Source organism: Nocardioides sp. NPDC054178, assembly GCF_055585005.1.
Window position 1 is genome coordinate 422,474 of the sequence record NZ_JBVJKY010000003.1, and the last position, 21,519, is coordinate 443,992.

Genomic DNA, 21,519 nt, shown 5'->3' on the forward strand with positions numbered 1-21,519 from the left:
CCGAGGTAGCTCGGTCAGCATCCAGGGAGGACGCATGAAGTACGCCCAGCCCGAGCGCCGCCCGGCGGTGATCACCGGCGCCTCCTCCGGGATCGGCGCGGAGACAGCGAAGGCGCTGGCCACCGCTGGGTTCCCGGTCGCGCTGGGAGCACGGCGGGTCGAGCGGATCGAGGAGGTCGCCGCCGCGATCCGCGCCGACGGGGGAGAGGCGGTCGCGCACCCGCTCGACGTGACCTCCGACGACTCGGTCGCCGAGTTCGCCGCGAAGGTGGTCGCCGACCTCGGGGACGTCGAGGTCGTGGTGAGCAACGCCGGCGTCACCCACCCGGGAGCGACCGTCGACGTGCCCACGGAGACCTTCGCGGGCCAGGTGGACGTCAACCTGCTCGGCGCCCATCGGGTCCTGCGTGCCTTCGGGCCCGGGATGATCGAGCGGCAGCGCGGCGACCTGGTCTTCCTCTCCTCCGACGTGGCGGTGAAGCCGCGGCCGTTCATGGGGGCGTACGCAGCCTCCAAGTGGGGCCTGGAAGGCATGGTCAACGCGCTCCAGATGGAGCTCGAAGGCACTGGGGTGAGAGCGTCCATCGTCCGCCCCGGCCCCACCCACTCCGACATCGGCAACGAGTGGCCCGCCGAGCTCGGCGGGTTCGTCCTGGAGCAGTGGGTCAGATGGGGTCTCGCGCGGCACCCGCACTTCCTCAAGGCCCGCGCGCTGGCCGACGCGATCACCTCGGTCGTGACCGCCAGGCGCGGAATCCACATCAGCACCATCGACGTCAACCCCGAAGCCCCTGTGCAGGAGGCACGATGACGATCCCCACCGTCTCCACCGTCCTGGACGACCAGGACCCGAGCGTCCCCGAGATCATCCGCGGCACCGGACACCTGCCCGAGATGCGGGTCGACCCGATCTCGCTGTTCACCCGCGTCCGCGACGAGTGCGGCGACCTCGGGCGCTTCCGCCTCGCCGACAAGGACGTCGTCCTGGTCACCGGGGCCGAGGCCAATGAGGCGTTCTTCCGGGCGCCCGACGACGTGCTCGACCAGGCGGCGGCGTACCCGTTCATGACGCCGATCTTCGGCAAGGGCGTCGTCTTCGACGCCTCTCCGGAGGAGCGGCAGCAGATGCTGAAGAACCAGGCGCTGCGCGGCGACATGATGCGCGGGCACGCGCAGACGATCGAGGCCGAGATCCGCCGGATGATCGCCGGCTGGGGCGAGGAGGGCGAGATCGACCTGCTCGACTTCTTCGCCGAGCTGACCATCTACACCACCTCGGCCTGCCTGGTCGGCAAGCCGTTCCGCGAGGAGCTGGACTCCTCCTTCGCCCAGCACTACCACGAGCTGGAGCACGGCACCGACGCGATCGCGTACGTCGATGCCCATGCCGACATCGACAACTTCCGGATGCGCGACGCCGCCCGGGAGAGGCTGGTCGCGCTCGTCCAGGCGATCATCGACAAGCGGGTCGCCCGCGGCAAGGTGCCGCGCGAGGAGCGCGACCTGCTCGACGTGCTGATCTCGATCGAGATGGACACCGACACGATCACCGGCATCTTCATCTCGATGATGTTCGCCGGGCACCACACCTCCTCGGGGACCGCGTCGTGGGCGATGATCGAGCTGCTCCGCAACCCGTCGGTGATGGACGAGGTCGTCGCCGAGCTCGACGACCTCTACGCGGACGGTGCGGAGGTGAGCTTCCAGGCGTTGCGCTCGATCCCGGTGCTGGAGGCGGCGCTGAAGGAGACCCTGCGGCTCCATCCGCCGCTGATCATCTTGATGAGGCTGGTGCGCGAGGACTTCGAGCTGCTCGGCGAGACGATCCCGGCCGGCACCCTGCTCGCCGCCTCCCCGCGGGTCTCCAACCGGATCGAGGACGACTTCCCGAAGGCCGAGTCCTTCGACCCGAGCCGCTACCTCGACCCTCGCCAGGAGGACATGCAGAACCGCTGGACCTGGATCCCGTTCGGCGCCGGCAAGCACCGCTGCGTCGGCAACGCGTTCGCGATGATGCAGATGAAGGCGATCTTCTCGGTCGTCCTGCGCGACTACACCTTCGAGGCCGCGCAGCCGCTGGAGTCCTACGCCGACGACTTCACCAAGATGGTGATCCAGCTCCAGCAGCCCTGCCGCGTCCGCTACCGGAGGCGAGCATGAAGCTCGTCGCTGACCTGGGACTCTGCCAGGGGCACCAGGAGTGCCTTGCCGAGGCTCCGGAGCTCTTCGGCTACGACGAGGACAGCTACCAGGTCGTCGTACGCGTCACCGAGCCGTCGGCCGACCAGCTCGTGGCGGCACGTGCGGCCGTCAAGTACTGCCCTGCTTTCGCTCTCACCCTGGAGGACTGAATGCCTGACCTGAACCGCGCCGAGATCGAGGCGTTCTGGGCCGACTGGCTCGCTCTCAACCGTAAGGCTGAGGTTGAGGGTGAGTGGTCGCAGCTGGCCGATGCGTACGCCGAGGACGCGACGTACGGCTGGATGTACACCCCCGACGAGCACTTCATGGCCGTGGGCCGCGAGCAGATCCGGGAGTGGGCGCTCGGCACCGAGATGGCCGGCCTCGAGGGCTGGCACTACGACTACCAGGCGACCGTGATCGACGACGTCAACGCGATGGTGATCGGCTTCTGGCGCCAGCGGGCCGGGATCGTCGACGACGCGACGGGGGAGGAGTACGAGATCCTCGGGATCGGCGGCTCCTGGTTCGGCGTCGCGCCGCGGCCCGACGGCGACGGGCTGGAGTTCGCCTGGCAGCGGGACTGGTTCGACCTCGGGTCCACGGCGACCACCTTCCTCGACATCGTCAAGGCCAAGAAGGCGACCGCCGGGCTGCTGGAGCGGATGTCGCTCAACGGGATCGAGCAGCCCGGCCACTACCGCCTCGCCGACCTGCCCTCGACCGTCTGGCCGCCGCCCGTGGCGGCCGGGAACTTCGTGACCCAGGAGCCCGTGTGACGACCAGGAACCCCACCAACCCGCCCGCCCAGCAGCTGGTCGACGGCAAGCTCGGCGTAGCGAGCTCCGGCGAGACGTACGCCATCCTCAACCCGGCCACGGGTGCCGAGATCGGGCGCGCACCCGACTCGACGGCCGCGGACATGGACGCGGCCATCGCCGCCGCGCGCAAGGCCTTCGACGAGACGGACTGGTCGAGCGACGTGGCGTTCCGGGTCCGGTGCCTGCGCCAGCTCCATCAGGCGATCCTCGACAACGCCGAGGCGCTGCGTGAGTTGACCACCGCCGAGGTCGGTGCGCCGGCGTTCCTGGTGGCCGGCCCCCAGTTCGACACCCCCGTCGAGACGTTGAGGTGGACGATCGACCTGGCCGAGTCCTACGAGTGGGAGCGCGACCTCGGTGTCGGGGTCACGATGGGGATCTCCTCGCGCCGCACGGTGCGCAAGGAGGCCGTCGGGGTCGTCGCGGCGATCACGCCGTGGAACTTCCCCAACCAGATCAACCTGGCCAAGATCGGCCCGGCGCTGGCGGCGGGCAACACGGTGATCCTCAAGCCCGCCCCGGACACGCCGTGGCTGGCCGCAGAGCTCGGGCGCCTGGCGGCCGAGCACACCGACCTCCCGCCGGGCGTGTTCAACGTCGTCACCCCGCGCGACAACCGGGTGGCCGCGATGCTGGCCGAGGACCCGCGGGTCGACCTGGTCTCCTTCACCGGCTCGACGGCCACCGGCCGGGCGATCATGGCGGCCGCGGCACCCAGCCTGAAGAAGGTCTTCCTCGAGCTCGGCGGCAAGTCCGCGGCGATCGTCCTCGACGATGCCGACGTCGCCTCGGCCGCCTCGATGGCGGCCTTCTCGGTCGCCGTCCACGCAGGTCAGGGCTGTGCTCTGACCACCCGGCTGCTGGTGCCCCGCGAGTCCTACGACGCGGCCGTGGAGGCGGCCGCCGCGACGATGGCCTCGCTCGGCGCGGGCGACCCGGCCGATGCCGGCACGATCTGCGGCCCGGTGATCTCCGCGGTCCAGCGCGACCGGATCCTCGGCTACCTCGCGCTCGCGCAGGAGGAGGGTGGCCGCTTCGCCACCGGCGGCGCCGTCGCGGCCCGGTCGGGCGACCTGGCGGACGGCTTCTGGATCGAGCCCACCGTCGTCGCCGGCCTCGACAACACCGCCCGCGTCGCCCGGGAGGAGATCTTCGGCCCCGTGCTCACGGTCATCGCCCACGACGGCGACGACGATGCCGTACGCATCGCCAACGACTCGCCCTACGGACTCTCCGGCTCGGTCGAGTCCGGGTCGCTGGAGCGCGCGAAGTCCGTGGCCGCCCGGATCCGCACCGGCACGATCGGTGTCAACGGCGGTCAGTGGTTCGGACCGGACGCGCCCTTCGGCGGCTACAAGCAGTCCGGCCTCGGCCGGGAGATGGGTGTCGAAGGCTTCGAGGAGTACCTCGAGACCAAGCTGATCGCGGAGCCCGCATGAAGCCGAGTCGGCTCATCCTGACGAAAATGCCCGTCGAGTCGGCTCGTTATAACGCGCCGACTCGACGGAGATCGATGTCAGGACGCGCCGACTCGACAGGGATTGATGTCAGGACGCGCCGACTCGGCGGGGGAGAAGAAGGAGTGACGGATGAGGTTTGAGGGCAAGGTCGTCGTCGTGACGGGGGCGGCGCAGGGGATCGGGGAGGCGTACGCCAAGGGGCTGGCCGCCGAGGGGGCCGCCGTCGTCGTCGCCGACCTGAACGAGGAGAAGGGGCAGCAGGTCGCCAAGGAGATCGAGGCCGCCGGCGGCGTCGCCAGGTTCGTCCGCTGCGATGTCTCCGACCACGCGTCGGCCGCGGCGCTGGTGGCGGAGACGACCGAGGCGTACGGCGGCATCGACGGGCTGGTCAACAACGCCGCGATCTACGGCGACATGGCCTTCGACCTGCTGATCACCGTCGACTGGGACTACTACCGGAAGTTCATGGGCGTGAACCTCGACGGCGCCCTGGTGATGACCCGAGCCGTCTACCCGGCGATGCAGAAGCGCGGCGGCGGGGCGATCGTCAACCAGTCCTCCACCGCCGCCTATCTCTACTCCGGCTTCTACGGCCTGGCCAAGGTCGGCATCAACGGCCTGACCCAGCAGCTCGCCCACGAGCTCGGCGGGATGAACATCCGGGTCAACGCGATCGCGCCGGGGCCGACCGACACCGAGGCGACCCGGGTCCAGGCCGGCGATGCGGCGCGAGAGATGACGAAGGGCATGGCGATCAAGCGCCTCGGCACCACCGAGGACATGGTCGGGACCGCGAAGTTCCTCCTCTCCGAGGAGTCCTCGTGGATCTCGGGACAGATCATCGCCGTCGACGGCGGCGGGACCTTCCGGCTGTGAACCCCGTGACCGGAATCCGCGCGGGGTTCGTGGGGCTCGGCAACATCGGCAGGCCGATGGCGCTCCAGCTGGCGGGCACCGACGGGATCGAGCTGTGGGTCCACGACATCGCCGCCGAGCCGGTTGCCGAGCTCGGCGCCGCCGGTGCCAAGACCGCGGCCTCGGTCGCCGAGCTGGCCTCGGCCGTCGACGTGCTGAGCGTGATGGTGCGCGACGACGACCAGGTCCGCCAGGTGCTCACCGAGGTGCTCGCCGCCGTCGGCGACCGTCCCGAGGGCGACCCGCTCACGGTCCTGGTGCACTCCACGGTCGCCCCGGACACCCCGGCCGAGCTCGCGGCGACCGCTGAGCCCCACGGCGTCGACGTGCTCGACGCACCTGTCTCGGGCGGACCGATGGGAGCTGCTGAGGGCACCCTGGCCATCCTCGTGGGCGGCACCCCCGAGGCGTACGCAGCGGCCGCCCCGGTCCTCGAGGCGATGGGCTCCAAGGTGGTCCATGCCGGCCCGGTCGGCGCCGGGACCAGGCTCAAGCTGGCCCGCAACCTGCTCCACTTCGCCTCCTTCACCGCCGCCGCCGAGGCCCAGCGCCTCGCCGAGGCGGCCGGGCTCGACCTGGTGGCGCTCGGCGAGGTGGTACGCCACACCGACGCGATCACCGGAGGACCGGGCGCGATCATGCACCGCGACACCACCGCGCCGATCGAGGAGGGCGACTTCTGGCACGGCGTCTTCGCTCACGTGGTCGCGCTGGGGGAGAAGGACCTCGGCTTCGCGATCGCGCTCGCCGACGAGCTCGGCGTCGAGGTGCCGCTCGCCCGGCTCGCGCTCGAGCGGCTGGCACCGGGGCTCGGTCTCCCCGAGGACTCATCCCACTGAACAAGGAACCACGGACACATGAGCACAGAACACATGAGTGAGGGCACCGACAAGTTCGCCGACCTCCCCGAGGCGCGCGCCAACGGCCTGCGCAAGATGGAGGAGGTCTACGGCTTCGACATGGCCGACGGCGAGGGCGACTTCTTCCGCTACACCGCCGACCACCTCTTCGGCGACATCTGGCGACGTCCCGGCCTGACCACGCGCGACCGGCGGCTGCTGCTGATCGGTCTGCTCGCCGGCAGGGGCGCCGCGGACGTGCTCGGGATCCAGATCCCCGCGGCGTACGCCAACGGCGAGCTCTGCGAGGACGAGCTCCGGGAGATCGTGGTCTTCCTGAGTCACTACGCGGGGTGGCCGGATGGTGCCAGGATGAACACGGTCGTCGAGGAGACCATCGGGCGTGCCCAGCGGGCCGCCGCGAAGAAGAGCGCCGCCGAGGAGGCCTAGCCGCACATGACGTACGTCATCACCCAGTCCTGCTGCAACGACGCCTCCTGCGTGGAGGTCTGCCCGGTCGACTGCATCCACCCGGCACCGGACGAGCCCGGCTTCGGCGCCGCCGAGATGCTCTACATCCACCCCGACGAGTGCATCGACTGCGGCGCCTGCGAGGACGCCTGCCCGGTCAACGCGATCTTCCCGGACTACGAGGTCCCGGACGCCTTCGCGCCCTACATCGACATCAACGCGGCCTTCTTCGAGTTCACCGGTGAGCAGGACGAGCCCGCGCCGCTGCCGCCCCAGGGAGCGAAGATCCCCGGCGGCCCGCTGAAGGTGGCGGTGGTCGGCGCCGGCCCGGCCGGGTGGTACGTCGCCCAGGAGCTCGCCGCCACCCGCCGCTGCGACGTCGAGATCACCGTCATCGACCGCCTCGCGACCCCCTACGGCCTGGTCCGCTACGGCGTCGCGCCCGACCACCTGGACACCAAGGAGGTGGCCACGGACTTCGCCAAGACGGCCCGCCATCGCCGGGTGCGCACGCGCTACAACGTCGAGATCGGGCGCGACGTCACCCACGAGGAGCTGCTCGCCGCCCACCACGCGGTCGTCTACACCACCGGCGCCGGCGAGGGCCGCAGCCTCGGCCTGCCGGGGGAGGAGCTGCCGGGCTCGACGTCGGCGGCTGAGCTCGTCGGCTGGTACAACGGCCATCCCGACCGTGCCGGGCTCACCTTCCCGCTCACCCACGAGCGCGCCGTCGTCATCGGCAACGGCAACGTCGCCCTCGACCTGGCCAGGCTGCTGCTGGCCGACGAGGCGGCGCTGAAGGCCTCCGACCTGGCTCCGGCCGCGCTCGCGGCCCTGCCCGCCAGCGGTATCCGCGAGGTCGTCGTCACCGCCCGTCGCGGCGCCGAGCACGCCGCCTTCACCAGCCCCGAGCTGCGGGCGCTGGCCGAGGACCCGGGTCTCGACGTCGTGGTCGACGAGGCGGACCTGAGCGCCCTGCCGACCGAGGCCGACCTGACCGAACGCAGTGCAGCCACCTTCGCGGCGCTCCAGAAGGCCGACCTGCTGCGCGACCTGGCCGCCCGGCCGCGTACGGACGCCGCGAAGCGGCTGGTCCTCCGCTTCGGGCTCACTCCGACCGAGATCCTCGGCGCGGAGACCACCGCCGGGGTGCGTTTCGACGACGGCGAGGAGATCGAGGCCGGGCTGGTCGTCCGTGCCACCGGCTACCGCTCCGCGGGTGTCGCCGGTGTCCCGATGGAGGAGGCCACCGGCCGGTTCCTCCACGAGGCCGGCCGGGTGCTCGGGGCCGAGGGCACCTACACCGCGGGCTGGGCGAAGCGCGGCCCCAGCGGCGTGATCGGCACCAACCGGGCCTGCGCCGCCGAGACCGTACGCACCCTCCTGGACGACTACGCCGCCGGCTCGCTCGCCGACCCCACGGGAGCGCCCCTCGACGACCTGCTGGCGGAACGCGGCGTGATCGTCGTCGACCAGACCGGCTGGAACACGCTCGACACCCACGAGTGCGAGTCCGGCAAGGAGATCGGCCGGCCGCGGGCGAAGGTGACCGACCGGGAGGAGCAGGTGCGGATCGCGGCACTCGCCCGCGTTTGACCCGTGCCCGTTGGGGATGTCTGCAAGAGTGGGTGAAAACCGATTCCTCGGGGGAAAGGCACTCCATGTCAGACAGCTCATACAAGGACTGGAACCAGTCGATCATCGACGAGTTCCGCTCGAACGACGGCAACGTGACCTCGGTGCCGTTCGGGCGCGGGCTCGTGCTCGTTCACCACACCGGTGCCAAGACCGGTAAGGAGCGCGTCTCGCCGGTGGCCAACCTCCATCCCGACGCCGACACCTGGCTGATCGCCGCCTCCAAGGCCGGCGCGCCCGAGAACCCGGCGTGGTATCACAACCTCCTGGCCCACCCGGAGACGAAGATCGAGACCCCCGACGAGGGCGTCGTCGAGGTCGAGGTCAGCGAGCTGAAGGGCGCCGAGCGCGACGCGGCCTGGGAGCGGTTCAAGGAGATGAGCCCCGGGTTCGGCGACTACGAGGCCAAGACCGACCGGGTCATCCCGGTCCTCGCGCTGCGCCGTCGCTGAGCCGAGGCTCAGACCGGGGTGATCGGCAGCGACCGGCGCGGCTCGAAGGCGAAGTCCGCGCCGGTGCTGAACCGCACCACCGCGACCTCGGAGGCCTCGGCGGCCGGCTCGGGGCGCCGTAGGACCTCGACCCGCCAGCCGTTCTCGAGGTCGCTCACCTCGACGTCGAGGTGAGGGTCGAGCGCCTGCACCGCCGCCTGGAGCGGAACGAACCATTCCGGTCCGATCAACGAGACCCAGGCGCCGTCCTCGTCGGCGGCCGAGGGCCGCACGACCAGCGCGTCCGCGTCCGCCTCGACCGAGACGTACGCAGCCGGGTTGAGCATCGGGTGGAGCGCGAGCAGTCGCAGCGCGCCCTTCTCGTCCGGCGGCGGCGAGAGGACACGGGCCAGGCGGGAGCCGGCGATCCCGGCGACCCCGACCAGCTGCTTGCGGCGGATGTCGAGGAGCTGCTCGGGCGAGGTCACCCGTGGCTCCAGCGCGAGGGTGAAGCCGCGGTCGAGCAGCGCCATCTGCAGGCACACCTCGTCGGCGATGCGGGTCAGCGCGGAGTGGGAGAACGCGGCCAGGTCGAGATCGGAGACCAGCGGTCCGGCATAGTCGGCCGCGCCGTCCTCGGCGGGGTCGATCGGCGCCAGCTCCAGCCCAGCCGCCCGCGAGCGCTCGTTGACGGCGAGCTCCGGGATGGCCACCGCCTCGGGATGGGTGTCGTCGATGGTCACGGTCCAGCGGCAGTGGGGCGTCCGGTCGGCCGGCGTCCGCGGCGGCCGGTGCACCGGACGCACCTGGGCGCGGGGATGGGTCGCGATGGCGGTGGCGTCGAAGGTGGGGTCCTCGATGTCGTGGCACATCCCGCGGACGTACTCCTCGCCCATCGGCTCCACGTCCATCAGCGCGCCGCAGTGGTCGAGGTGGAACTCGCCGTGGCGGGCGTCGTGGACGGTGTAGCGGAAGTCCATGAACTGCGGCGGCGCGCCGATGTCGAGCTGGAGCCCCTTGAAGATGGTCGGTACGTCACCCTGCCCGGGCACCGCCGGCGCGTAGCCGAGCGCGGCCTGCATCCGCCGGGTGTAGATCGGCGAGGCCGCGGCCCACTCCACGATCGCGATCCGGAGCATCTCCTCGCGCCCGAAGGCCGAGATGCACCACGCCATCCCGGAGCGGTCGATCAGCTGGCCGACCAGGAGGAGCTCGCGGACGACCTCGGCGAGCTCCTCCCGCGTCAGCTCGGCATAGCGTGAGGGGGTCAACGGATGTGGAGCTTCCGCATCCACCGCAACGACATCTGCATCTGCTTGGCGTAGTCGTCGAAGGTCTGCTTGCCCTGCGGCCCCATGACCTGCTTCTTCAGGGTCGCGACGTTCTGGGTCTCGGTGTACTTCAGCAGCCCCTGGTCGCCGTGACGAGCGCCGACACCGGACTGCTTCATGCCGCCCGACGGGGTGGACTTCGAGGCGTAGGCGGTGGCGAGGCCGTCGTTGATGTTGACGTTGCCCGACTCGATCCGCGCGGCGATCGCCTGCGCGCGCTTGAAGTTCGTGGTCCACACCGAGGCGTTGAGCCCGTACTCGGTGTCGTTGGCCAGCTCGATGGCCTCCTCGAGCGTCGAGTAGCGGTGCAGCGAGACGACCGGCCCGAACGTCTCGGTCACCCCGTGCAGCATCTCCTTCGTGGTGCCCTCCAAGATGGTCGGCTCGAAGAAGGTCGGGCCGATGTCGGGCCGCGCCCTGCCGCCGGTCAGCACGGTGGCACCCTTGGTCACCGCGTCATCCACGTGCGACTGCACCCGCGCCAGGTGGTCGGGTGAGACCAGCGCCCCGAGGTCGGGCCCGAAGGCGTACGCCGCCTCGATCCGCATCCCCTCGACGGCGGCCACGAACTTGTCGCGGAACTCGTCGTACATCGCGTCCGGGATGTAGATCCGCTCGATGTGCATGCAGATCTGGCCGGTGTTGCCGAAGACGGCGAACATCGAGCCGCCGACGGTCTCGTCGATGTCGGCGTCGTCGAGGACGATCATCGGGTTCTTGCCGCCGAGCTCGAGGCAGGCGCCGATCAGGTTGCGGCCCGCCTGCTCGCCGATCACCCGGCCGGTGGCGGTCGAGCCGGTGAACATCGCGTAGTCGACGTTGTCCAGCATCGTCGGACCCACGTCCGGGCCCTCGCCGCAGACCACCTGGAACAGGCCCTTCGGCAGGCCCGCCTGCTCGAGCAGCGAGATCCCGAACAGCGGCGAGAGCGCCGTCTTGTTGTCGGGCTTGAGGAGCACCGCGTTGCCGGCCATGAGCGCCGGGATCGCGTCGGAGAGGCCGGTCGCGAACGGGAAGTTCCACGGCGCGATGATCCCGATCAGGCCCCGCGGCGGGTGGCGCTCGATCGAGCTCGACAGCACCGGCATCACCCCCGGGCGCTTCTTGTCCTTGAGCAGCTTCGGCGCCCGCCTGAGGTAGTGCGAGATCACCATCGGCGGGTCGCAGACCTCCTCGAACGCGATCCGGCGGGCCTTGCCCGACTCGGCCTGGATGAGGTCGGCGATCTTGTGCTGGTTCTGCAGGATCAGCTCGTGGGCGCGCCTGAAGACGGCCAGGCGCTGCGGGAGCGGGGTCGCCGCCCACTCGCGCTGCGCCGCCCGTCCGGCGGCCGCGGCTCGCTCCACGTCTTCGGGTGAGGACTGCGGCAGCGCCACCAGCACCTCACCGGTGTAGACCTCGGTGAGCTTCCAGGACGCACCCGTCGAGGACGGGACCCGCGCGACCAGCTCGGTCAGCAGCTCCTCGGTGATCCAGTCGGGGCGGCGTACGCCTGCTGTCTTCGCGGTGTCAGTGCTCATGTCTGCTTCCGATCAGCGGTTGTCGAGGACGGCTCTAGGAATCTTCGTCGAGAATGAAGGTCGCGCAACGGTCACCGATCATGACCGCCGGAGCGTTGGTGTTGCCGCCGATGATCGACGGCATGATCGAGGCGTCGGCGACGCGGAGGCCGTCGATGCCGCGCACGCGGAGCTGCGGGTCGACCACGGCGCGCTCGTCGACGCCCATCCGGCAGGAGCCGACACCGTGGTAGATCGAGGTCGCGCGGTTGGTCACCTCGTCCTTCATCGCCTCGGCGTCGATCGCCGTGCCGGGGTGGATCTCGGACTTGACCTGGTCGCCGAAGGCGGGGGAGGCCATGATCTCGCGGATCATCTCCACCCCCTCCAGCAGGACGCGCTTGTCCTCGGGCTCGGCGAGGTAGTTGAAGTCGATCAGCGGCTCGGCGGTCGGGTCGGCGTTGCGCAGCCGCAGCGTCCCGCGCGAGCGTGGGTAGATCAGCGACGACATCACCGTCAGCGCCGCCCGCGGGTCGACCTCGTGACGGATCGGCGCGTCCTGGTTGGGGGAGGGGTAGGCCCAGGGGAGGACGTGCAGCTGCAGGTCGGGTACGTCGGTGGCCAGCGAGGTGCGGACGAAGCCGACCGTCTCGAAGACGGTGTGGCCCAGGATCGACTTCCCGACCGTCTGCTCCTTGAGGACCGCCTTGCCGAAGTAGCCGGCGGTGCCGTGGTGCAGCGCGGTCGGCATCTCCCAGGTGGTCGGCACGAACATGTGGTCGTGCAGGTTGTCCCCGACCGGCAGGTCGTGGATCGCGGTGATCCCGTGCTCGGCCAGGTGGGCGGAATGACCGATTCCGGAGAGCATCAGCAGCTGCGCGGAGCCGAAGACGCCTGCGGAGACGATGACCTCCCGGGTCGCCGAGATCGTCTGCGGGCCCTGCTTCGTGAGGATCTCGACGCCCTTCGCCTGCCCGTTCTCGATCACGATCCTCGAGACGTGCACACGGGTGAGCGTGGTCAGGCTCGGCAGCTCCTGGTCGTGGAGATAGCCCCGCGAGGCCGAGTAGCGCAGCCCGTCGATCGCGCTCTGCTGGAACGTCGAGACGCCCTCCTGCTCGGCGCCGTTGTAGTCGTCGAGCACCTTCACGTCGAGGGTCTCGGCAGCGGCGCGCTGGAAGGAGAGCGACGCCTCGGTCGGCCGCGGGTGCTTCATGACCTTGATCGGGCCGCCCGTGCCGCGGTAGTCGGAGCCGCCGCCCTCGTAGTCCTCGACCCGCCGGTACGCCTCGTTGACCGAGTCCGCGTCCCAGCCGGTGTTGCCCTCGGCCGCCCAGGCGTCGTAGTTGGCCCGGTTGCCCCGGACCCAGAGCAGGCCGTTGATGGAGGAGGAGCCGCCCAGCACCTTGCCGCGCGGCTGGGGGAGCTCACGGTTGCGGGCGTGCTGCTGGGGGACCGTGTGGTAGCCCCAGTCGACGAGCTTCTTCAGCCGCGGCTCGGCGTGCAGGGGACCGATCATGCCGGGCTTGGTGACCAGGTAGTTGTGCTTGTCGTTCTTGCCCGCCTCGAGCAGGATGACCGACCTGCCGGCCGCGGCCAGGCGGCCGGCGACGGCACATCCGGCCGAGCCTGCGCCGACGACGACGTACTCGGCCTCAGTGACCTTGGACTTGGGCACGATCAGATCCTCTCGATGATCGTCGCGGTGGCCTGCGCGCCACCGGCGCACATCGAGACCAGTGCGGTGGACGCGTCGCGGCGCTCGAGCTCGTGCAGCGCCGCGGTGAGCAGGCGGGTGCCGGTCGAGCCGACCGGGTGGCCGAGCGCGATCGCGCCACCGTTGACGTTGATCTTCTCCTCGGGCACCTGGTGCACCTTGGCCCAGGACATGACCACGCCGGCGAAGGCCTCGTTGACCTCGGCGATGTCGATGTCACCGATCGTCATCCCGGTGTCCTTCAGCGCCTTCTCGGTCGCCTGGACGGGGCCGTCGAGGTGGTAGTAGGGGTCGGAGCCGACGAGGTTGGACGTCACGATCCTCGCCCGAGGCTTCAGCCCCAGCGAAGAGGCGACCGACGAGTCCATCAGCAGCAGCGCCGAGGCGCCGTCGGAGATCTGCGAGGAGGTGCCGGCGGTGTGGGTGCCGCCCTCGAGCACCGGGCTGAGGCCGGCCAGCTTGTCCAGCGAGGTGTCGCGGATGCCCTGGTCCTCGGTGACGGTGCGTACCTCGCCGGTGGGGTTGCCCTCCTCGTCGAGCACGGGGGCCTCGACGGCGAAGATCTGGCTCGTGAAGCGGCCGGCGTCGCGCGCCTGGCGCGCCTTGACCTGCGACCAGAGACCGAACTCGTCGACCTCGTTGCGGGAGAACCCGCGGTTCTTCACGATCCGGTCGGCGCCCTCGAACTGGTTGGGCAGATCGATGTTCCAGTCCGCGGGACGGGGGTCGCCGGCGTCCTTGGGCACGTTGGCGCCCAGCGGGATGCGTGACATCGACTCGATGCCGCAGGCGATGCCGACCTTGATCTGGTCGGAGGTGATCATCGCGTTGATCAGGTGCGTGGCCTGCTGGGCCGAGGAGCACTGGGCATCGATGACCGTCGAGCCGGTGTGGATCGGCAGCCCGGCGTGGAGCCAGGCGCGGCGGACCATGTTGTTGGACTGCTCGCCCGCCTGGGAGACGCAGCCGCCGATGACCTGATCCACCAGGTCGGGGTCGACGCCGGCGCGCTTGAGCACCTCGACCTGGGCGGCACCGAGCAGGACGCCCGGGTGCAGGCCGGCCAGCCAGCCCTTGCGCTTGCCGATGGGGGTACGGACGGCTTCGACGATGACGGGCGTGCCCATGGAACCTCGCTCTTCGGGGGTATCGACAAGTCGCTGGTGCGCGGCAGCGCACCGCCACGCCTGATGACGTGACACCGGTTACACTCGATTGTCCCAAAGTAGAACGTGTTCTCGTTTGGCGCAACCCTTGTGGACCGAGCCTCTTGTGTGACGGCGAGCACTGTGTGACGATAAACTAGAACGTGTTACAGAAAAGACCTCGAAGGAGCACACCCGTGACCGCTCTCCCCGTGGATTTCGATCCGACTGATCCCGTGCTCAACGAGGAGCGCGTCCCGCTCCAGGAGTTCATGGAGCTGCGACGTACGGCTCCGGTCTTCTGGATCGAGCAGAAGCCCGAGGCGCGAGCCGGGTTCCTCGACACCGGCTTCTGGGCGGTCAGCAAGCACGAGGACATCCTCGCCGTCTCCAAGGACAGCGAGAACTTCAGCACCAACGAGAACGGTGTCATCATCCGGTTCGCGCCGGACATGACCCGCGAGCAGGTCGAGCTGCAGCGCGCGATGCTGATCCACCACGACGCGCCCGATCACACCAAGCTGCGCCAGATCATCAGCCGCGGATTCACCCCGCGCGCGATCAATGCCCTCAAGGAGCGCCTGATCGAGCGGGCCAACGGCATCATCGACGACGCGCTGGCCAAGGGTGAGGGCGACTTCGTCTCCGAGGTCGCCGCAGAGCTCCCGCTCCAGGCCATCGCCGAGCTGCTCGGCGTCCCGCAGGAGGACCGGCGCAAGCTCTTCGACTGGTCCAACCAGATGCTCGCCTACGACGACCCGGACTACGACGCCGACCCCGAGGCCGCCTCGATCGAGATCCTGACGTACGCCATGACGCTGGCCGCCGAGCGCAAGGCCGACCCCAAGGACGACATCATCTCCAAGCTCGTCAACGCCGAGCTGGAGGGCGGCGCGCTGGGCGATGACGAGTTCGGCTTCTTCGTCATCCTGCTCGCGGTCGCCGGCAACGAGACCACCCGCAACGCGATCTCCCACGGCATGCAGGCCTTCTTCGAGAACCCCGACCAGTGGGAGCTGTGGAAGAAGGAGCGGCCCGACACGATGGTCGACGAGGTCATCCGCTGGGCGACCCCGGTGACCGTCTTCCACCGCACCGCGATCAACGACGTGGAGGTCGGCGGCCAGCTCGTCAAGGCCGGGCAGCGCGTCGGGCTCTACTACGCCTCCGGGAACCACGACGAGGACGTCTTCGACGACCCCGACACCTTCGACATCACCCGCGAGCACAACCCCCACCTCGCCTTCGGTGGCCACGGTGCGCACTACTGCATCGGCGCCAACCTGGCCCGGATGGAGGTGCGGATCATGTTCGACGTGATCGCCGACCGGATGCCCGACCTGAAGCCGAACGGCGCCCCGCGCCGCCTGCGTCACGCCTGGATCAACGGCATCAAGGAGCTTCCGGTCACCTACGCCTGAGGCAGTACCACGTTGGAGAAGTGGGGCCGGCGGAACGGATAGTGAGCCGGCACCCACTTCTTCAGCGCTTCATGGACCACCTCGTAGAGCCCCTGCTCGTAGGCCTCGGTGGTCACCCACCAGCTGACGTCGACGTCGTGGGCCGCCAGCTCCTCGCTCAGCTCCTGCCGCACGCCCAGCGGGTAGAGATAGGCACACCCGACGTAGCCGAGGTCCGTGGTCTCCAGGACGTAGGAGAACGACTTGTTCTCCTTCCATTCGCCCTCGTGCCACACGAGGTCGATGTAGTCCTCCTCCTCCGAGGTCGGGCCCGTCGGCCAGCCGCCGCCCCGGGTCGCGTTGATGAGGTCGATGTCGGCGTTGATGGCGCGTACGTCATCGGCCAGGCACTCGCGCGACAGCGGCCGCGCCGTCAGGTCGCCGTGGGTGAGCACCGTCGGCGCCTCGAACCCGTCCGGCACGACGAGCAGCTTGCTGAGCCCTGCAAAGTTCATCGCCCTCATGTCCGGCACTCCATGGCCCCGCACGTTATCGGAGGCCGTGGTTCAGATGGACCGAACGGGGGTGGCGCCTCAGCGCATCGTCACGACGATCTTGCCGTGGTTGTCGCCGCTCGCGAGATGTGCGTACGCCGCCACCGCCTCGGACAGCGGGAACGTGCTGTCGATGACGGGCGTGACGACGTCGCTCGTCACCAGCGCGGTGATCGCCTCGAGGTCTGCGCGCGACTGGGGCACGACGAGGACGCCGACGTCCTTGCCGGTCCGTGCCTTGACGAGCGGGCGGGCAGGCAGGGCGGCGAGCAGGATCCTGGTCGAGCCGCCGACCATCCGGTAGGTGCCGCCCGGGCGCAGGGCGCGGTGGACGCGGAAGGGGGAGCGGTGGGCGACCAGGTCGACGATCAGGTCATAGCGTTCGCGGTGGTCGGCGTGATCGGCCCAGTCCTCGGCCTCGAAGTCGACGGTGGTGCTCGCGCCGATCCGGTGCAGGAAGTCGGCCTTGTCGGCCCGGTCGACGGCGGTGACCTCTGCGCCCCGGGCCTTGGCCAGCCCGACGACGAGCGGTCCGCCCGCACCGCCCGCGCCGTTGACCAGCACCCGGTCGCCCGGATGCACTCGTCCTTCGATGGCGCGCCAGGCGATGCAACCGGCCTGCGGGAGGGAGGCGGCTTCGACGTACGTCAAACCGGGCGGCTTGCGCGCGAGCAGCCGCGGCTTCGTGGCGACATACTCGGCCAGCCCGCCGCGGTAACCGGCCAGCTCCCCGAAGACCTCGTCGCCGACGGAGAACTCGCTCACCTCCCGCCCTACCGCCGAGACCACACCCGCGATGTCGGATCCCGGCACCGGGTGCCGGGGTCTGCGCAGGCCGCCGACGCGCGAGTAGAACGGCGAGCCGGCGAGGTTCTCCCGGTCGGACCCGTTCAGTGAGCAGGCATGGATCTCGACCAGCACCTCATCGGCGGTCGGCTCGGGCACCGGGAGATCATCGATCTCGACGGCGTCGAGCCCACCGTAGGTTCTCTGGGTCAGCGCCAGCATCGCTGCCTCCTGTCTCGCAACGCAACGCTTGCGGGTCAGTCGCGGAAGTGCGGTGAGCGCTTCTCCTGGCGCGCGGCCACGGCCTCCTCGAAGTTGCCGGTGAGGAGGCGGACCAGGAGCTGACCGAGGCCCTCGCCGTGCATGTGCTGCTCGAAGCCTGCAGCGCTCTGCGCGTCGATGAGCGTACGTTTCGTGAGCTCGACGCCCGGGCGGCTCCATCGGGTGATGGCGCCTGCGGTTTCCAGGCAGCTCTCGATCAGCTCGTCGTCGGGTACGACGCGGGACACCAGGCCGGTGAGCGCGGCCTCGTCGGCGTCGATGTCGCGTCCGGTCAGCATCCACTCCGCGGCGCGGGAGGAGCCGACGGCCTGGGGGAGCAGGTAGGAGAGCCCCAGCTCACTGGCGGTGAGGCCGTTGTTGATCCCGGCCGCGCGGAAGTACGCCGAGGAGGCGGCCACCCGGATGTCGCAGGCCAGCGCCAGGCACAGCCCGCCGCCGATCGCGGCGCCGTTGACCGCCGCGATGACCGGCTGATGCATGGTGCGGATGGTGAGGATCAGGTCCTCCAGGATCTCCATCGCCCGCAGTGCCACCGACACCGCGGTGAGCCCCTCGATTCCCGGCATCCGGCCCTTCTCGCCGCTCTGGTCCGCACCGGAGCAGAAGCCGCGGCCGGCCCCGGTGAGGATCACCGCGCGCACCGAGTTGGCGGCCGAGATCTCCTCGAGCCGGGCGGCCAGCGGCACGACCACGTCGAACGCCATCGAGTTCATCCGCTCCGGTCGGTTGAGGCGCACCACCGCGACGTCCTCGGTCGGTCGCTCCACCTCGACATACGTCATCTCAGAACTCCTTCAGCACACGTCGGGTCGGCTCGTCAGGACGAGCCGACCCGACGAGGTCAGTTGGAAGGCGGCTGCGACCCCACGACCCACATCGAGAAGAACTGCGACCCGCCGCCGTAGGCGTGCCCGAGAGCCCGGCGGGCACCGTCGACCTGGTGCTCGCCGGCCCGGCCCCTGACCTGCAGGGCGGCCTCGGCGAAGCGGAGCATCCCGGAGGCGCCGATGGGGTTGGAGGAGAGCACGCCGCCGCTCATGTTGACCGGCAGGCTGCCGCCGATCGCGGTCTCGCCGGCCTCGGTGAGCTTCCACCCCTCGCCCTCGGGTGCGAAGCCGAGGTTCTCCAGCCACATCGGCTCGAACCAGGCGAACGGCACATAGATCTCGGCGCAGTCGATCTCGCGGGCCGGGTCGGTGATCCCGGTCGCCTTCCACAGCGCCGCCGCGGCCTCACGGCCGGCCTGCGGGTTGACCTGGTCGCGCTCGGCGGCCGAGGTCGGCTCCGAGCGCATCGCGGTGCCGTGGATCCAGGCGGGAGCGTCGTAGGTCTTCGCGACGTCCTCGGCGGCGATCACCATCGCGCAGGCGCCGTCGGAGGACGGGCAGGTCTCGTCGTAGTGGATGGGGTCCCACAGCATCTGGGAGGCCAGCACGGACTCGACCGTGGTGCCCTCGTTGTGCAGGTGGGCGTAGGGGTTCTTCAGGGCGTTGTTGCGGTCCTTGGCCGCGACGATGGCGCCGATGTGCGAGGGCGCCTCGGAGCGGCGGATGTAGGAGCGTACGTGCGGAGCGAAGTAGCCGCCCGCGCCGGCGTGCACCGGCATGACGAACGGGATCGGCACCGACAGCGCCCACATCGCGTTCGACTCCGACTGCTTCTCGAAGGCGACGGTGAGCACCCTCTTGTGCACGCCGGCCTGCACCAGCGAGGAGGCCACGATGGCGGTCGAGCCACCCACCGAGCCGGCGGTGTGCACCCGGAGCAGCGGCTTGCCGGCGGCGCCCAGCGCCTCGGCGAGGTAGAGCTCGGGCATCATCACGCCCTCGAACAGGTCCGGCGCCTTGCCGAGGACGATGGCGTCGACCTCGTCGAGGGTCAGCCCGGCGTCCTCGAGAGCCCGGTCCATCGCCTCGCGGCACAGCCCGGCCATCGAGACGTCCTCGCGCTTCGCGCGGTGGTGGGTCTGGCCGATCCCGACCACGGCGGCTGGGGTCTTGCCCATCAGTTTCGTCCTTCCATCACGCACACGAGGTTCTGCTGCAGGGCCGGCCCGCTGGTCGCGTGGCCGAGCACCTTGTCGGCGCTGCCGTCCCAGATCCGCTTGGCCGCCTCGCCGATCCGGATCGCGCCGGCGCTGAACATCGGGTTGGCGGCGAGCGCCCCACCGGAGGGGTTGACCGCGACGTCGTCGCCGAGCCCGAGCGCCGAGCGCAGGACGAGCTCCTGGTGGCTGAACGGCGCGTGCAGCTCGGCGACCTGGACGCCCGCGGTGCCGCCGACGGCGGCGGCCGCCCGCTCGGCCGACCCGGACACGGTCAGGTCGCGCGTGCCGAGGTGGAGGCCGTCGGAGCTGTGCGCGATCCCGGTGATCCAGGCCGGGCGCTGGTTGGCCTCGCGGGCCCGGTCGCCGGCGGCGAGCACGATCGCGGCCGCGCCGTCGGTCACCGGTGCGCAGTCGTGCTTGCGCAGCGGGTCGGCGAACATCGGCCGGGCGAGCAGCTCGTCCACCGACGAGCCGCCGGCACGGACGGCGTACTCGTTCTTCTCCGCATCGGTCAGCGACCGGTTGACGACCTCGGCCAGAGCGTTCTCGTCCCAGAGCCCGGCGTCGAGCCCGAGGCGCGCCTGGAGCGCGGCCAGCGAGACGGTGTCGGGCCACAGCGGCGTCATCGTGTAGGGGTCGAGCTGCAGCGTCAGCGTCCGGCGCAGCACGCCCGCCGACGCCTTGCCGAAGCCGAAGACCAGCGCGGTGTCGACCTCGCCGGTCTGGATCTTCAGCCAGGCCTCGTACAGGGCCCAGGCGGCGTCCATCTCGACGTGCGACTCGTTGACCGGCGGCAGCACCCCGATCGCGTCGATCGCGCTCACGAACGAGAACGACCGGCCGGCCAGGTAGTCCGAGGAGCCGGAGCACCAGAACCCGATGTCCTTCTTGGCCCATCCGGTCTGCTCGTAGCACTCGGCCAGGATCGGCACGAGCAGCTCGGCCATGCTCGGCGACCCGTCGAAGTCCTTCATCTGTCGCTGGGCGAACCCGACGACGGCAACGTCTCTCATATCGCTCCCGATCAGAGGTGGTGCTTGTAGCTGTCGAAGTCCGCGTCCGGCTCGTCGGCCGGCGCGAAGTGGCTGATGTTCTCGATGCTGGTGCCCCACTCGTCGCGCGGTTTCCAGACCGCCTTGACCCGCATGCCCATCCGGACCTCCTCGGCCGGGATGTCGAGGATCAGGTGCTGCAGCGCGATGTCGGCGCCGTCGAGGAGGACGTACGCGGAGACGTAGGGCGGCTTGATCTTCTGTCCGAGGAACGGGACGTTGACGACGCAGAAGGTGGTCACCGTGCCGACGTGGGAGAGCTCGACCTCCTCTGCGGTCGGCACCCCGTCCGTCGGGCAGGCGCCGCGCGGCGGGACGTAGACCTTGCGGCACTTCGGGCAGCGCTGGCCCAGGATCCGGCCCTCGGCCAGGCCGCGGAAGAACGAGGACTCCTCGGGGGAGGCCGCGTAGTGGTAGTCGAGGCTGACCGGCGTGACGATCCGGCTGACCGCCTCGCCGCCGGTGGCGGGCGTGCCGGTCGCGGGCTCCTCGCCATCCGCGGCCACGAAGACCAGGTCGGTGACCGACCCGGTGCGCTCCTGGGCCCAGTGCGCTCGCACCCGCATCCCGGTCTCGATGTCGTCGGGGGAGGCGACGTCGACCGCGTGCAGCCACGGCGTGTCGGCGCCGTCGATCGTGATCAGCGCGAAGGCGAAGGGCTTTGCGAGCGGCTGGCCGGCGACGGGCTCGCTGACCCAGGTCCACGAGGTGACCGTGCCGGTGTCCGGGAGCTCCACGAACTCGGTCACGGCCTGATGGCCGACCGGGTCGTACTCGGGTGGTGGGACGGCGACTCGACCGTCACCGAGGCGGCCGCCGACGATGGTGGCGTCACGCAGCCCGGTGAGGAAGCGGCCGATCACCGGGCCGGTGGATCTGGTGTAGTCGAAGGCGACCGTCACGGGTGCCTGCAAGGTGCGACTCATGGTAGAAAGTGAAACACGTTCTAGTAT

The 21,519-nt window shown here is 70.3% G+C and carries 21 protein-coding genes; 11 read left to right on the forward strand and 10 right to left on the reverse strand.

Features of this window, described 5'->3' with window-relative positions; all coding sequences use genetic code 11:
- Positions 1–34 precede the first annotated feature (34 nt).
- The 10 genes from ACZ6WN_RS14610 (at position 35) to ACZ6WN_RS14655 (ending at position 8,774) form a co-directional block, all read left to right on the forward strand.
- The gene (locus tag ACZ6WN_RS14610; RefSeq protein ID WP_465865460.1) at positions 35–811 is read left to right on the forward strand and encodes an SDR family oxidoreductase; all 777 of its coding nucleotides are present in this window, start codon (positions 35–37) and stop codon (positions 809–811) included.
- A complete protein-coding gene (locus ACZ6WN_RS14615) occupies positions 808–2,160 on the forward strand; it encodes a cytochrome P450 (protein ID WP_465865461.1) in 1,353 nt (450 codons plus the stop codon). Before ACZ6WN_RS14610 ends, ACZ6WN_RS14615 begins: the two co-directional genes overlap by 4 nt.
- On the forward strand, positions 2,157–2,351 hold the full coding sequence (locus ACZ6WN_RS14620; RefSeq protein ID WP_465865463.1) for a ferredoxin: 195 nt from the start codon (positions 2,157–2,159) through the stop codon (positions 2,349–2,351). The genes ACZ6WN_RS14615 and ACZ6WN_RS14620 overlap by 4 nt, the downstream gene beginning before the upstream one ends.
- Positions 2,352–2,960 carry a hypothetical protein gene (locus tag ACZ6WN_RS14625; RefSeq protein ID WP_465865465.1) on the forward strand — a complete coding sequence of 203 codons (609 nt, stop codon included), beginning with the start codon at positions 2,352–2,354 and terminating at the stop codon, positions 2,958–2,960.
- Positions 2,957–4,441 (forward strand): aldehyde dehydrogenase, encoded by a 1,485-nt coding sequence (locus ACZ6WN_RS14630; protein ID WP_465865466.1) that lies wholly within the window; start codon positions 2,957–2,959, stop codon positions 4,439–4,441. Before ACZ6WN_RS14625 ends, ACZ6WN_RS14630 begins: the two co-directional genes overlap by 4 nt.
- A gap of 150 nt (positions 4,442–4,591) precedes the next feature.
- Positions 4,592–5,338 carry an SDR family oxidoreductase gene (locus ACZ6WN_RS14635; RefSeq protein WP_465865467.1) on the forward strand — a complete coding sequence of 249 codons (747 nt, stop codon included), beginning with the start codon at positions 4,592–4,594 and terminating at the stop codon, positions 5,336–5,338.
- Positions 5,335–6,216, forward strand: a complete 882-nt coding sequence (locus ACZ6WN_RS14640) for an NAD(P)-dependent oxidoreductase (RefSeq protein ID WP_465865468.1) — start codon at positions 5,335–5,337, stop codon at positions 6,214–6,216. The genes ACZ6WN_RS14635 and ACZ6WN_RS14640 overlap by 4 nt, the downstream gene beginning before the upstream one ends.
- An 18-nt stretch (positions 6,217–6,234) precedes the next feature.
- Positions 6,235–6,666, forward strand: a complete 432-nt coding sequence (locus ACZ6WN_RS14645; RefSeq protein WP_465865470.1) for a carboxymuconolactone decarboxylase family protein — start codon at positions 6,235–6,237, stop codon at positions 6,664–6,666.
- A 6-nt stretch (positions 6,667–6,672) separates the two neighbouring features.
- Positions 6,673–8,283: an FAD-dependent oxidoreductase gene (locus ACZ6WN_RS14650; protein ID WP_465865471.1), complete on the forward strand. Its 1,611-nt coding sequence runs from the start codon at positions 6,673–6,675 to the stop codon at positions 8,281–8,283.
- A gap of 65 nt (positions 8,284–8,348) precedes the next feature.
- Entirely contained in the window at positions 8,349–8,774 is a 426-nt protein-coding gene (locus ACZ6WN_RS14655; protein ID WP_465865473.1) for a nitroreductase/quinone reductase family protein, read from the forward strand.
- 8 nt (positions 8,775–8,782) lie between these two features.
- Here the strand turns inward: ACZ6WN_RS14655 and ACZ6WN_RS14660 are convergent, their stop codons facing one another.
- Genes ACZ6WN_RS14660 through ACZ6WN_RS14675 form a run of 4 tightly spaced genes read right to left on the reverse strand, consistent with a single transcriptional unit; the run spans position 8,783 to position 14,427 of the window.
- Positions 8,783–10,024, reverse strand: a complete 1,242-nt coding sequence (locus tag ACZ6WN_RS14660; protein ID WP_465865475.1) for a hypothetical protein — start codon at positions 10,022–10,024, stop codon at positions 8,783–8,785.
- Complete coding sequence (locus ACZ6WN_RS14665) at positions 10,021–11,604, reverse strand: succinic semialdehyde dehydrogenase (RefSeq protein WP_465865476.1); 1,584 nt, start codon at positions 11,602–11,604, stop codon at positions 10,021–10,023. The genes ACZ6WN_RS14660 and ACZ6WN_RS14665 overlap by 4 nt, the downstream gene beginning before the upstream one ends.
- Before the next feature lie 34 nt (positions 11,605–11,638).
- Positions 11,639–13,261, reverse strand: a complete 1,623-nt coding sequence (locus tag ACZ6WN_RS14670) for a GMC family oxidoreductase (protein ID WP_465865478.1) — start codon at positions 13,259–13,261, stop codon at positions 11,639–11,641.
- Positions 13,262–13,263: 2 nt separating this feature from the next.
- Positions 13,264–14,427, reverse strand: a complete 1,164-nt coding sequence (locus ACZ6WN_RS14675) for a steroid 3-ketoacyl-CoA thiolase (RefSeq protein WP_465865480.1) — start codon at positions 14,425–14,427, stop codon at positions 13,264–13,266.
- Between the two features lie 215 nt (positions 14,428–14,642).
- On the opposite strand from ACZ6WN_RS14675, the gene ACZ6WN_RS14680 reads away from it, so the two are divergent.
- Positions 14,643–15,866 carry a cytochrome P450 gene (locus ACZ6WN_RS14680; protein WP_465865481.1) on the forward strand — a complete coding sequence of 408 codons (1,224 nt, stop codon included), beginning with the start codon at positions 14,643–14,645 and terminating at the stop codon, positions 15,864–15,866.
- On the opposite strand, the gene ACZ6WN_RS14685 is transcribed toward ACZ6WN_RS14680, so the two are convergent.
- The 6 genes from ACZ6WN_RS14685 to ACZ6WN_RS14710 all read right to left on the reverse strand — a co-directional run bounded on the left by ACZ6WN_RS14685 (position 15,857) and on the right by ACZ6WN_RS14710 (position 21,492).
- On the reverse strand, positions 15,857–16,360 hold the full coding sequence (locus ACZ6WN_RS14685; protein ID WP_465865483.1) for a GNAT family N-acetyltransferase: 504 nt from the start codon (positions 16,358–16,360) through the stop codon (positions 15,857–15,859). The two genes, ACZ6WN_RS14680 and ACZ6WN_RS14685, sit on opposite strands and share 10 nt — an antisense overlap.
- 78 nt (positions 16,361–16,438) lie before the next feature.
- Entirely contained in the window at positions 16,439–17,407 is a 969-nt protein-coding gene (locus ACZ6WN_RS14690; RefSeq protein ID WP_465865484.1) for an NAD(P)-dependent alcohol dehydrogenase, read from the reverse strand.
- Between the two features lie 35 nt (positions 17,408–17,442).
- Positions 17,443–18,249 carry an enoyl-CoA hydratase gene (locus ACZ6WN_RS14695; RefSeq protein ID WP_465865486.1) on the reverse strand — a complete coding sequence of 269 codons (807 nt, stop codon included), beginning with the start codon at positions 18,247–18,249 and terminating at the stop codon, positions 17,443–17,445.
- A gap of 59 nt (positions 18,250–18,308) precedes the next feature.
- The gene (locus tag ACZ6WN_RS14700) at positions 18,309–19,472 is read right to left on the reverse strand and encodes a thiolase domain-containing protein (protein WP_465865487.1); all 1,164 of its coding nucleotides are present in this window, start codon (positions 19,470–19,472) and stop codon (positions 18,309–18,311) included.
- Positions 19,472–20,527 (reverse strand): thiolase domain-containing protein, encoded by a 1,056-nt coding sequence (locus ACZ6WN_RS14705; protein WP_465865489.1) that lies wholly within the window; start codon positions 20,525–20,527, stop codon positions 19,472–19,474. The genes ACZ6WN_RS14700 and ACZ6WN_RS14705 overlap by 1 nt, the downstream gene beginning before the upstream one ends.
- A gap of 11 nt (positions 20,528–20,538) precedes the next feature.
- A complete protein-coding gene (locus ACZ6WN_RS14710) occupies positions 20,539–21,492 on the reverse strand; it encodes a Zn-ribbon domain-containing OB-fold protein (RefSeq protein ID WP_465865490.1) in 954 nt (317 codons plus the stop codon).
- Positions 21,493–21,519: the final 27 nt, after the last annotated feature.